The 12,701-nt window shown below is 40.8% G+C and carries 12 protein-coding genes and 1 tRNA gene; 5 read left to right on the top strand and 8 right to left on the bottom strand.

What is annotated here, in order from left to right:
* Window positions 1–10 precede the first annotated feature (10 nt).
* Window positions 11–2,383 (top strand): penicillin-binding protein 1C, encoded by a 2,373-nt coding sequence (gene pbpC / locus GTQ34_RS09770; protein ID WP_166523584.1) that lies wholly within the window; start codon window positions 11–13, stop codon window positions 2,381–2,383.
* Between the two features lie 2 nt (window positions 2,384–2,385).
* Here the strand turns inward: pbpC and der are convergent, their stop codons facing one another.
* Complete coding sequence (der, locus tag GTQ34_RS09765) at window positions 2,386–3,687, bottom strand: ribosome biogenesis GTPase Der (RefSeq protein ID WP_166523583.1); 1,302 nt, start codon at window positions 3,685–3,687, stop codon at window positions 2,386–2,388.
* Between the two features lie 77 nt (window positions 3,688–3,764).
* Between der and GTQ34_RS09760 the strand changes: the two genes are divergently transcribed.
* Window positions 3,765–4,268, top strand: a complete 504-nt coding sequence (locus tag GTQ34_RS09760; RefSeq protein WP_166523582.1) for a GTP-binding protein — start codon at window positions 3,765–3,767, stop codon at window positions 4,266–4,268.
* Window position 4,269: 1 nt separating this feature from the next.
* Here the strand turns inward: GTQ34_RS09760 and era are convergent, their stop codons facing one another.
* A complete protein-coding gene (gene era, locus GTQ34_RS09755) occupies window positions 4,270–5,154 on the bottom strand; it encodes a GTPase Era (protein WP_166523581.1) in 885 nt (294 codons plus the stop codon).
* Entirely contained in the window at window positions 5,144–6,511 is a 1,368-nt protein-coding gene (locus GTQ34_RS09750) for an alanine/glycine:cation symporter family protein (RefSeq protein ID WP_166523580.1), read from the bottom strand. Before GTQ34_RS09750 ends, era begins: the two co-directional genes overlap by 11 nt.
* A gap of 112 nt (window positions 6,512–6,623) precedes the next feature.
* Here GTQ34_RS09750 and GTQ34_RS09745 point away from each other — a divergent pair.
* Window positions 6,624–6,696, top strand: a tRNA-Met gene (locus tag GTQ34_RS09745).
* Window positions 6,697–6,754: 58 nt separating this feature from the next.
* Here GTQ34_RS09745 and GTQ34_RS09740 read toward each other — a convergent pair.
* The 5 genes from GTQ34_RS09740 to GTQ34_RS09720 form a co-directional block, all read right to left on the bottom strand.
* The gene (locus tag GTQ34_RS09740; RefSeq protein ID WP_166523579.1) at window positions 6,755–7,081 is read right to left on the bottom strand and encodes a barstar family protein; all 327 of its coding nucleotides are present in this window, start codon (window positions 7,079–7,081) and stop codon (window positions 6,755–6,757) included.
* Between the two features lie 174 nt (window positions 7,082–7,255).
* Window positions 7,256–7,993 (bottom strand): dienelactone hydrolase family protein, encoded by a 738-nt coding sequence (locus tag GTQ34_RS09735; protein ID WP_166523578.1) that lies wholly within the window; start codon window positions 7,991–7,993, stop codon window positions 7,256–7,258.
* Between the two features lie 60 nt (window positions 7,994–8,053).
* Entirely contained in the window at window positions 8,054–8,902 is an 849-nt protein-coding gene (locus GTQ34_RS16940; RefSeq protein WP_166523577.1) for a CPBP family intramembrane glutamic endopeptidase, read from the bottom strand.
* Window positions 8,903–8,954: 52 nt separating this feature from the next.
* The gene (locus GTQ34_RS09725; RefSeq protein ID WP_166523576.1) at window positions 8,955–9,896 is read right to left on the bottom strand and encodes an alpha/beta hydrolase; all 942 of its coding nucleotides are present in this window, start codon (window positions 9,894–9,896) and stop codon (window positions 8,955–8,957) included.
* Between the two features lie 214 nt (window positions 9,897–10,110).
* Window positions 10,111–11,202, bottom strand: a complete 1,092-nt coding sequence (locus tag GTQ34_RS09720; protein WP_166523575.1) for a helix-turn-helix domain-containing protein — start codon at window positions 11,200–11,202, stop codon at window positions 10,111–10,113.
* Between the two features lie 205 nt (window positions 11,203–11,407).
* Here GTQ34_RS09720 and GTQ34_RS09715 point away from each other — a divergent pair, with 205 nt between their 5' ends.
* On the top strand, window positions 11,408–11,809 hold the full coding sequence (locus GTQ34_RS09715; protein ID WP_166523574.1) for a hypothetical protein: 402 nt from the start codon (window positions 11,408–11,410) through the stop codon (window positions 11,807–11,809).
* An 11-nt stretch (window positions 11,810–11,820) separates the two neighbouring features.
* On the top strand, window positions 11,821–12,687 hold the full coding sequence (locus tag GTQ34_RS09710) for an alpha/beta hydrolase (protein WP_166523573.1): 867 nt from the start codon (window positions 11,821–11,823) through the stop codon (window positions 12,685–12,687).
* Window positions 12,688–12,701: the final 14 nt, after the last annotated feature.

The raw sequence follows: 12,701 nt of genomic DNA, 5'->3' as shown, positions 1-12,701 counted from the left end.
TGTAACGTAGATGAAAGATTTTTTATCGCTAGTACTACGAATTAGCGCAAAACATAAAATCAAGATAAGCTTTTTGGGCATCATTTTTATTTTATGGTGGTTCTGCTTGCCTATCAATCTATTTGACAAGCCAACTTCGACCGTGGTCAATAGTTCTAACGGTACTCTAATGGGTGCTCGTATTGCAACTGATGGGCAATGGCGATTTCCAAAGATGGACTCTATTCCCGAACGGTTCAAACAAAGTGTATTGCTATTTGAGGATGAATATTTTTACAAACACCCAGGATTCAATCCAATTTCCATCCTCAAGGCCATTGGTCATAACCTAACCAGTGACACCCGCAGGGGGGGAAGCACCATAACCCAACAGGTAATTCGCTTGAGTCGTAAAAACAGGGGGCGCACCTATTGGGAAAAATGTGTTGAACTATTTATGGCCACCCGACTGGAATTTCGGTATTCCAAGAAAGAGATATTTAAGCTGTACGCTTCACATACACCGTACGGAGGCAATGTGGTTGGATTGGAAACAGCTGCGTGGCGTTACTTCGGCATTTCACCATATGAGTTAAGTTGGGGGCAATCTGCCGCATTGGCGGTTTTGCCCAATGCGCCATCTTTAATTTTTCCTGGTCGCAATGAGGAACAGTTCTTGGACAAGCGCAATCGGCTGCTAAAAAAATTAATGGACAAAAAAATCATAGATTCAACCACCTACAACCTAGCTCTAGCAGAACCTCTTCCGAAAAAACCTTTTCCATTGCCCAATGTAACTCCCCATCTCACAGAACGCATACGAAAAGAACATCCCGGTGAACGTGTCACCACCTCCGTTAGCCTACCCTTACAAAAACGGCTCAATCTTTTAGCGGAAAGACATTATCAGCGGCTAAAGACCAACGAAATCCATAATTTGGCCATTTTGGTTCTTGATGTTGAAACACGAAAGGTATTGGGTTATGTAGGGAATTCCCCTACTGAAAAAGAACATGCTAACTATGTGGATATCATTACAAAAAAAAGAAGCACAGGCAGCACACTAAAACCTATTCTATTTGCTTCCTTATTGGATGAAGGCCAACTACTGCCCCATAGTTTGGTAGCCGATGTTCCCACCCTCATCAATGGATATCGTCCTCAAAATTTCGATAAAAAACATATAGGTGCCGTCCCCGCCAGCAGGGCGCTGTCCCGTTCTTTAAATGTTCCAGCAATACGTTTATTAAGACAATATGGGCTTCAAAAATTCTATAACAAACTCGATAAAATGAACTTGAATTCGTTAGACAAACCAGCTTCCCATTATGGGCTTTCCCTGATATTGGGTGGTGCAGAAAGTTCACTTTGGGAAGTGACAAAAACCTATGCCTCCATGGCCTCCACGTTGAACCATTTTTTGGCCAATTCCAGCACCTACTTTCAAAACGAGTTTGTGGAGCCCCAGTATTTGGCAAACAAAGAGGCAAACTTGGAGCAAGAACTGTTTGAGCCTCCTATTTTAGGAGCCGGATCCATTTACAGTACATTTCAATCCCTATATGAAGTAAATCGTCCTGAAGGAGAAGAAAATTGGCATTTTTTTGATTCTTCCCAACCCATAGCCTGGAAAACAGGCACCAGTTTTGGGTTTAAGGATGCTTGGGCCGTTGGTGTAACCCCAAAATATGCCATTGGGGTTTGGGCAGGCAATGCCGATGGGGAAGGCAGGCCCGGTTTGACCGGAATAACTGCCGCAGCACCCTTACTTTTTGATGTATTGGATGCGTTGCCAGAGAGCGGATGGTTCCAAGAACCTTTCGATGACCTGACCGAGCTGGAAATGTGCGCCCAAAGTGGATTCCGTGCTTCGGTCTTTTGTGATGAAACCAAAAATGTACTGGTGCCTACCCACGGAACAAGGGCCGGGCCCTGTGTCTATCATCAACAGGTATTTCTAGATGCTTCGGAACATTTTAGGGTAAACTCGGAGTGTTATCCATTGGAAAACATGGTTGCGAAAAATTGGTTTGTGCTCCCTGCCATCATGGAGTACTATCATGCCAGTTCCAATCCCAATTATAAAACCCTGCCTCCTCTTTTACGGGGATGTTCCAATTTGGAAGCACAACTTATGGAATTTATTTATCCGAAGAAAAACGAAGCAATATTACTCCCGAAAGATTTAGGTTACAAAACCCAAGATGTTGTATTCAAATTGGCCCATCAACAAAGCGAAGCAACAGTTTATTGGTATTTGGATGAAACCTATGTAGGAAGAACCAAAAACTTTCATGAGCTTGTAATCAACATAAGCCCAAGTGACTATACATTAACAGCCGTTGACGAAAAAGGGAATCGTATTCAGCAAATGGTGCAAATTCGAATGGCTTCGGAAAATTAAGCCTATTTCTTCCGCATAAAAACCGTTATAGGCACTCCGGTAAAATCAAAATGGTCTCTGAGCTTATTCTCCAGAAAGCGCTTGTATGGATCCCGAATGTATTGTGGCAAATTACAGAAAAAAGCAAATTGGGGATAAGGTGTCGGCAATTGGGTGCAAAATTTGATCTTTACGTATTTGCCCTTATAGGCCGGAGGAGGTGTCTTTTCAATGATGGGCAACATCACATCGTTCAATTTTCGCGTGGGTATCCTTTTTGAACGATTCTTGAACACCTCAACTGCTGTTTCAATCGCTTTGAAAATCCGCTGTTTGTTGAGCACCGAAACAAAAAGAATGGGTACATCATCAAAAGGTGATATAATCTCCTTGATTTTGGTCGTGTATTCTTTTACGGAATTGGTTTCCTTTTCCACCAAATCCCATTTGTTGACCAAGATAACTATGCCCTTATTGTTCCGGTGGGCCAACCAGAAAATATTTTGTACCTGCCCGTCAAATCCACGTGCGGCATCCAACATTAAAATACACACGTCGCAATGTTCAATAGCCCTAATGGAACGCATCACAGAGTAGAATTCCAGGTCTTCCTTTACTTTGGATTTTCGACGGATACCTGCTGTATCCACCAAATTGAACTCAAAACCAAAGCGATTATATTTTGTGTCAATACTGTCCCTAGTGGTTCCTGCAATATCGGTAACAATATAGCGTTCCTCGCCTATCAAGGCATTGATAAAGGACGATTTTCCGGCATTGGGCCTACCTACCACCGCAAACCTGGGCAGCTCACTTTCTTCTTCGTGCTTGTCTGGAAGCACCTTGACCAGAGCATCCAACAACTCTCCCGTACCGCTACCATTAATGCTGGATAAGGTATAGTATTCCCCCAATCCCAATGCGTAGAATTCCACTGCGTCTGCCATGCGTTGGGCATTGTCCACTTTGTTTACGGCCAAAAAAACGGGTTTATCGACCTTGCGAAGCAATTTGGCCACATCTTCATCCATGCCGGTAACGCCAGCTTCCACATCGACCATAAAAATAATGGCATCGGCCTCATCAATGGCAAGTTCTACTTGCTTATCAATTTCTTTTTCAAAAATGTCGTCACTTCCCAGCACATAGCCTCCTGTATCAATCAAGGAAAACTCCTTTCCGTTCCAGTCACTTTTTCCATAATGGCGATCTCGTGTGACGCCGCTTACGGCATCTACAATGGCCTCGCGACGCTGAATCAGTCGATTGAAAAAAGTGGATTTCCCTACATTGGGTCTCCCTACAATGGCTACAATAGCTCCCATCCTCCTTAAATTTTGGCAAAAATACCACTTATTTATAAAGAAAAAGTGATACCTTTTTTTATCATTTTCAATCTGTTATGAGTGACTTTACCAATGAAATTGTCCTGCGACCCCGTTTTCAGGTCGCTTTACGAACTGACCTGAAAGAATTAGAAGCAGTTTTTGATTCAGTGAAGACGGACAAATTTGTGGTAAAAAGACTGGATGAGCACATTTACATCAAATTTAGAAAGTCGGAAATTACATTTTGGACACCCCAGCTTCATTTGGAGCTCACCTCGTATGAGAAAGGAATGAGTAAAATTCATGGGGTTTTTGGACCCAACCCAACACTTTGGACCTTTTTTATGTTCCTTCATTTTGGTGTGGGAACCCTTTTTGTGATCCTTGGTATTTTTGCCTACTCCAATTATTCATTGGGACATGATATTACCTTTTGGATGGTGGGGATGTTCTTTTTGGTGGTACTATGGTTTGCACTTTATGCGTTTGGCCGTTTGGGAAAATCAAAGGGAAAACCGCAAATGGACCAACTCAAAAACTTTTTTAGGGGATTGATCGGTAACCTTCCCATGCAATAACTTATTTGTTGTTATAGCCAAATCGTCTCAGTTGCCGTGCATCGCTTCGCCAGTTCTTGTTTACCTTAACATATAGTTCGATATGCACTTGTTTGGCAAAGAACTTTTCCAAATCCTTTCGGGCTGCCACGCCAACCTTTTTTAAAGCCCCTCCTTTATGGCCAATGATAATTCCCTTTTGGGTATCACGTTCTACCATGATTACGGACCGAATTCGGATAATATCTTCGTCCTCCACAAACTCTTCCGTTTCCACTTCAACCGCATAGGGAATCTCCTTTTTATAGTTCAGTAAGATTTTTTCCCGTATGGTCTCATTTACAAAAAAACGTTCCGGCTTATCGGTAAGCTGGTCTTTGGGAAAATAGGGAGGTCCTTCGGGCAAAAGTTTTAAAATACGTTCAAAGACCTCCTTCACATTAAAATTCTCCAAGGCCGATATGGGATGTATCTCTGCATTGGGCAAAAGTTCTTGCCAATGTTGAACTTGTTCTTCCAACATTTTTTGGTCCGATGTATCTATTTTGTTCAGAAGCAAGAGGACGGGAATATTGCTGCTTTTTATTTTTTTGAAGAAATCCTCATCCTTGAGCGCTTTTTCCCCTATTTCCACCATATATAACAAAACATCAGCATCTTCCAAGGCTGATTTTACAAAATCCATCATGGAACTCTGCAAAGCATAAGCGGGTTTTATGATTCCTGGGGTGTCCGAAAGTATTACCTGAAAATCATCGCCATTGACAATCCCCAAAATCCGATGTCTGGTGGTCTGAGCCTTTGAAGTGATAATGGAAAGTTTCTCTCCCACAAAGGCGTTCATCAACGTGGATTTGCCCACATTGGGATTTCCTATAATATTTACAAAACCTGCTTTATGCGCCACCTTGTTTCATTTTTTGAAAGTACCTCTTAGCAGCTGTATTTACTTTAGGGGATAAATACAGCACTGCAATCATATTCGGAATTACCATAAGCGCGTAGGCCAAGTCAATCAAATTAATGACCAAATCCACGGAAGCCACAGCGGCGAACACAATGGTGGCCACAAAATACCAATTATAGTACTTTCCAATTTTGGCATTGGTCAAAAATGAAAGACATTTTACCCCATAGTAGGAATATGTGAACAACGTGGACAACGCAAAGGCCGATACAATGATCATCAGCAAAATATCTCCAAAACCAAAAAGAGACTTTTTAAAAGCAATCAAGGTCATTAAAATGCCATTACTTTCAGCTTCCAAGTAAGCACCGCTCAATATAATCACAACAGCGGTCAGCGTGCATACGACAATAGTGTCGATAAAGGGGCCCAACATGGCCACCAATCCTTCTTGCACAGGCTCGTCTGTTTTGGACTGACCGTGGTACATGGGTGCGCTACCCAATCCTGCCTCATTGGAAAACATGGCCCTTCGAACGCCCAATATGACCAATCCCCAAAATCCACCAGCAACCATGGTTTTAAAATTGAAAGCCTCCGTAATAATCAATTTTAATGAAGGTCCTATTTGTTCAGCATTATTGAACATGACCACCAGAACTGCCACAAAATATAGCAGTACCATAAAAGGAACAATGGCTGATGCCACTTTCGCTATTTTCTTTAATCCGCCAAAAATGACAAATGAAGTGATTATAGCAAGAATGATCCCAACAATCAATTTCCAATTAAAATCCCCTAGCAAAGCCAGGGTCTCGTTGGGTTTTACCACATTCATGAAAGTTTGCGTAAACTGATTGGCAGTGAAAACTCCCAAAAAACCAAACAAGCCAGCAACACAAAAGAAAATGGCCAAGGGTTTGGCCTTCTCACCCATTCCTTTAGTAATGTAAAACATGGGGCCTCCCTGCAATTTTCCTTCCGAATCCTCGCCCCTAAACATAATGGCCAAGCTACAGGAATAGAACTTGATGCAGATACCTATCAATGCTGTGATCCAAATCCAAAAAATAACACCTGGCCCGCCCATATAAATGGCAATGGCCACACCCGAAATATTGCCAAGACCCACAGTGGCCGCAACAGCTGCAGATAAGGCCTGCAAATGGCTAACATCACCTTTGGCATCTTTATCATCATACTTTCCTGCGGTAATGGCAATGGCATGGCCAAAATACCGATAGGGCAAAAATCTAGATTGAAACACCAGGTACAATCCTCCTCCAATCAAAAGTAAAAGCATCGCCCATTCAGTATAAGGCAGCATGGCCGATAAGAAATCATTGATAGCTTTCATAGAGCAAAAACCCGAATTTATGGATTTTAAACATGCCAGCCCCAAGGGATTTAGGAATATTGGCATTTGTTTGGAAATAATGTAAAAACAGTCGTATATTTGCCGTCCACATCGCGGGGTAGAGCAGTAGGTAGCTCGTCGGGCTCATAACCCGAAGGTCGCTGGTTCGAGTCCAGTCCCCGCTACAAGGCCGAAAGGCGGAAAGCCAACGGATTGTGTACCAGCAATCCGTTTTTTTATGCCCTATGTTTCCCTATTTTTGAAAAACGTACACGGTTTTGACATGAAATGCAACTTCTCGGAACCCAAGCTTCCAGCCTCTAACTTCCTAAAATCTACAAAAGCAGTGCATTCTAATAAGCTCTCAACCAAATCCGAATTAGTTTCCTTCATTACTTTTCCATTTTCGACATAAACCAATGTTGGTTCCTCAGTAAGTTCATCCATGCAATCTATCCAGGCATCCATGTTTTCCCCATAATAATCTGGGAACTTCATTACAAACTTAAATTCAAAATGGAAAGACTTCCAATCACGGATTTTCTTTCCATTAATAACATATCTCGTCATCGTTTTTTTGAACTTTCCTAAAGCTAATGTTTCTAAACTTTGTATTGTCCTATTTTTAGGGAAGGCTGCACTTTCAAGATTAGAATTCCAAAGTGATTTGAATTAGTGGATTAAGAAATTGTAGTCTGTTATAAATTGCTTTTCAGAATCCCAGTTTTAGGGACGATTCGCAGTTCATTCTATTTGACTCAAAAATGTAGAAACAACTTTTAAGCTGGCCTCTTTTGCTTTTATGTCATAATTAGCACCATCATTGAATAATTTTTGGGCAAACGCATGTTTTGCCCGTGGGTAAATAAACAGCGTCGCCGTACCAGATAATTTGTTGACCGAGTTGAAAAAATCAATTGCCCTGGCAGGATTGTCTTCACTTCCCATGACCATCAAAGTGGGGAACGTGATTTTAGCCAATTGAGACTCTTCTTGGGTCACATTACCGTAAAACAGAATTAACCCATCTGCAACATCATGATGTTTGATCGCTGTGTTTGATGCTGCTACGGTTCCCAAACTAAATCCCCAGAAAATTATTTTGTCATATGATTCATATGCCATTGTTACGACTTGATCAATATAGTTCCAAACATTTGCCTGATCGATGGAGTTCATCAGTGTACCGGCTTCTTGGTTAGTCGTTGCGGATTTGCCTTTATACAAATCCATTATAATAACATTATATCCATTTTTTTTTAATAGATCTCCAATTTCAAAGCTAAGATCAGATACCCCAAACCAATCATGGAACAACAGAACAACGTACTTAGAATCCGTACTGGTTTCATAATAATAAAAAGATGTTGAATTAAGCTCAACGGTTTTTTGGTCATAATCGTCCCGGGGCTGCGCTTGAAGGTGATTAGATAATGTACAGCTCAAAACTACTGGCAGAAACAATAAGATTATTTTTTTCATAATGTGTTATACTATATATTCTATCTTCAGTCTCATTTGATCCAGCATATCGCAGAAATGTTAAATTATCTTTCTGTTGAGCCTGTCCAACTTTTTAAATCCAAATACTGTCAATAAAGTGAACATCAAGGTTATAAGCAAAAGAATCAAAAATGGGGCGTCCATCCCAGTCTTCAATACACTCTTGGTTGATAAAGCCTTCACCAGTTCCAGATTCTTCCAAATGGAAAAATAACCAATAATATCAACTGCACCGTGAACAACTACACCTGGTATTATTGAATTTGTCAGATAGGCCAAAACGCCCCAACCAATGGAACCAAGAAAGAAAATGGGTATGAGACCTGGGGTTATGGTAGCATTTGGTAAATGTAGAATGGTAAAGAAAAGGGCAACGACCGTTATTGCTATTTTGGGACCATACTTCAATTCCATGGGTTTTTGCATATAGCCTCTAAATGAAATCTCTTCGATTACCCCTGCCGTCACGGAAGTCATTGTTATCAGGGAAATAATTGTCCATGGGGGGTATTTGCTTATGTGTTCAATTTGAACTATCTGACCGGAAGGCACATCCACGATTCTCATTCCCAAAACTGCAAAGCAAAAAATGGTGCATCCAAGCAGTACAGCCGAAATCCAACCCCATTTCCGGTGTTTTATTTTCAATGAATTGGCCCGCATCCATAAGTGACGTATTCCTTGGGTTGATCTCGGCATCCAATTACCGTCCAAATAGTTCCAAAGCAACACTAGAACAACTGCCATTAGGGGAAAAGACCAAGGTATTTTCGGCGAAGTGCTAAAGTTGGCAATTGCAATCAGCGACCAAAGCTTTGTGCCCAGCTCCAGAATAATGAAACCGAAGAAAATTGCTTTTGCCCATACCGGTATTATAAGTTTCTTCACCTTGTCTGGATTAGGGTTATACTTTTCAATTCATGATGAATGTTGGACAGGATCAATCCAAGCTTGAAATATATTTTTTAATTGTCCTTTCAAGTTCTGTGGGAGAGGTCAGCAAAAGATCATGGCTGCCTTTCTCGATGATATGATGTAGACTGTTTGTGGATATGTCCAAAAGCTTTTTCTGCAAGATGTTCCAAACTTCGTTGCTCTCTTTCTTGGGTAGATTTGGCACTTTGGCAAAAGCCTCAAAACTGTCACCTGCCGAGATGACCAACAATGGAATATCAATCGGAGTTTTGATTTCACTTTGTTCGTAGGTCATGGGTAGCAGATCCATTTCGTTGTACATGGCATCGTAATAGTAGGGTTTGGCGGTATTATATTGATATGCTCTCCAGTATTTTTTATCCAAGGTGGAATCAATGGGAATGTGATGTGATTTCAACTGGCCCACTCTGGCCATCGCACCTGATTGTTTGAATTGCTTCTTTCCTACTTCCAAAATACTGAAAATCATAGGTGGTAGCTGTTCAAACTGATATTCAGAAGCAGAATCGACAAGAATAAGTGCCTTTACCTTTTCTGGGAACTTTTTCGCAAATGCTCTTATGATCATTCCTCCGTAGGAGTGACCAATAAGTATGAAGGGCGAGCTTATTCCCAGCTTTTCCAATCCTGTATTCAACTCATCGACCATATTGAATGCTGTTCTTGAGTATGGGGACGAGTCACTCCAGCCGTATCCTGCCCTATCATAGGTGACCACTTTAAATTCTTCAGATAGCCTTCTCTGTAATTCCAGCCATTGAATTGTCCAAGAACCCGTGCCACCTTCTATTACAATGGTAGTCTCCGAATCACCCAGAATATTGAAATGAAGGTTGTACCCACCGATATCTACAAGTTGCCCAAAAGGTTCTGCACTACCTTTTTGTCCAAATCCTATTTTGGATAGACATATTGACAAACCAATTAAAAATATTGCTTTTTTCATTTTAGTGATTTTATCCCTTAGTTAAAGAAGCCTGAATTTCGAGCAGAAACCTGATTTGCATTGAAAAGGTTTTGTTCGGTTTCCATTTCTAAGGCTCAAAATATATTAAAGATTGGATGAAATCGTCATCATCTATCTAGAGTGACAAGCGTGGTACAAATTCCGGCATCAATATGACCGGGCAAATAAGAATCAACGGAAGCGAGTTGTTCAATCAACCATTTTTCCCTGAAATCATTTTTAGATATTCCGAAGGTGTCATGCCCGCATGCTTTTTAAATACTTTGTTGAACGTATTCTTGTTGTTGAAACCGGAATCATAGGCAATTGCCAGAATGGTGAGATGGTGGTATTCGGGGTTTGATAATCGAGATTTTACCTCATTGTAGCGATATTCGTTTAAAAACTCATAAAAACTTTTTCCAAGTTCAACATTCAATACCTGGGATATCAAATATTTAGGTTTGTTGAGATCTTTGGAAAGTTTGGGCAGGGACAAATCATTATGTAAATAGGGCCTTTCATCTTCCATATAGGCAATGATGTCCGAAAGGTGCTTTTTCAACTCAGATTCCAAAAGGTTGGAGCTTTTGTATTTTGCTTGGATAATATCCAGGAACACCTCCCTAAAGGCCTTATTGCTCCTAATGGCGAGAACCACCAGAAGATTTATGGCGAAGGCACAACAGAACATGGTAAGATAGTAAACCCTAATATCAATGAATCCTTCTTTTGCGTACCACAACAAAGCCAAAAAGTCAACCATCCAAAACACTGAAAATCCGACAGCGAATCTTTTTAACCATATCAGTTTGTTCGTAAATTCCCTACTGATGTTCCCTCGAGGTTTTTTGTAAAGTATACTTAGTGAAATGGCCACATATATAAAGCTATGTATAATTTGGGCTATGCTGAATACTTGGGTTCCCAAATCAAAAACCTGGCCATCAGGTTGCGTTTGAGCTTGAAGCAGTTCAATCTTCACATCACTTGGTAGAGCAAAAAAAGGAAGCATGAACACAACGGCCAATATGAACGGGACTGTATGCAATAGGTCCGTAAGCTTAAGTTTTAATTGCGGGCTTAAGATGGATTTTACGTAGTATAGAAACAGGGGCCCGATTAGAAACAGTAAAGGAAGGCCCAAATAAGCAAAATGTGGAATTATTACATAGAGACTCGAATTGATTACCAAATAATTCAGCAAATTCAAAGAGACGATCACAACAAGTGAGATCAAGAAATATTTAGACCTCTTCTTCGAATGCTCCACAATCAAAATCAGGCTCAGAAAAACACCCTGCAAGACTCCAAAAATTAGAAGTACAGACCAGAAGTTAAATGTTATGTCATTCAAACCCTGCATACCAAAAAGTAACCATTAGGAACACAAATTTAAGGTCTTCACATTCATTGTTCGGTTAACGCGGACAAAATATGTCACTCTCAATCTAGGGATACGATATGCTCTTTTATTTGGTTTAATCTTGTCTTTGTTAAATCAGGAAATTATGGAAGGATTGACCATACTCAGGACAGCTCTCAAGGCTAATGGATTTTTCTCACTGGTGACGGCCATACTTACACTGATATTGGGCAGCACGGTTGTTGCCATTAATGAAATGGCCAATGGCCAGCCCATGACCTTTTCAATTCAACTAATCGTTTTTGCAGCAGTTGTCTTGATTGCCGCCTATCGAAAGAAAACACCCACCATTCTTGTTTGGGTAATTATCGTTCTCGATGTTTTGTATGTATTGTTCGGATTCTATAATCTATCCATTGTGGCACCTGAACTCAGCGTGGGAGGAGAACTATTGATTGTTGTAACCAACCTGTTGGTAGCCTTGTTTGCAATTTTTCAGACCATTGGCATCATTAAATATCGTAAATCATTAAGAGCAATTAACTAGACTACTGTTTTATGAAGTGCTTGGTTGTAATATTATTGACATTAGGTCTTCCCTTCCAACAGATTGTGAATGGTCAGTCAAATAGAGAGGTGACCCTACCATTGACGGAGTTGATTCAGATGGAATCAAAGTATGGCCAAGAGTATGAAATATATTTAAGCCTGCCACCGGAATACCATACATCGGAAGATGCCTTTCCTGTTGTGTACCTCTTGGATGGGGATCTTTCCTTCGGATTGGCCTATAATACACGAATACTGATGGCCTTTGGAGGAGAGATTCCCCCGATGATTTTGGTTGGCATATCCTATTCGGAAGACTTCAAAAATATTCATGGCAACAGGTTCAGGGACTTCACTCCCACTAAATGGCCTGCACAGAAGATTTTTGAAGTTACAGGCACGAAAGATATAGATGAATCGGGTGGGGCCGATCAGTTCCTGGATTTTTTGGTAAACGACATCAAGCAAAGTATAACTGAAAACTACAGGGTGGATACGAATTCTGAAACCCTGGTTGGGTTATCCCTAAGTGGTTTGTTTGTCACCCACGTGGTCATGAAGCATCCCGCCAGTTTTGATAATTACTTGATTTCAAGTCCCTCTCTTTGGTGGTACAATGGACAGTTGCCGACAATCGAAAATATGGAGTTTAAAGAAAATCAAAACCCGATTTCGATTTATACGGCGATTGGTTCAGAAGAACCATTTCGAGCAATGGTTCTTAACTGGGTTGAGTTCACAAACTATTTTAATAAGACCAATCCAGAAGGCATTGACTTTGTGAGCGAGGTGCTTTACGGGGAAACCCATGTTACGACGTTTAATCGTGCATTGCCAAGGGGGCTGCAAGTTTTGTTCAAAAATTATAGAAAATAGGATGAAAGATATTT

Source organism: Flagellimonas ochracea (genome assembly GCF_009903685.1).
Taxonomy (GTDB): domain Bacteria; phylum Bacteroidota; class Bacteroidia; order Flavobacteriales; family Flavobacteriaceae; genus Flagellimonas; species Flagellimonas ochracea.
The sequence above is the reverse complement of the archived record's forward strand: the minus strand, read 5'-3'. Positions and strand labels throughout refer to the sequence as shown.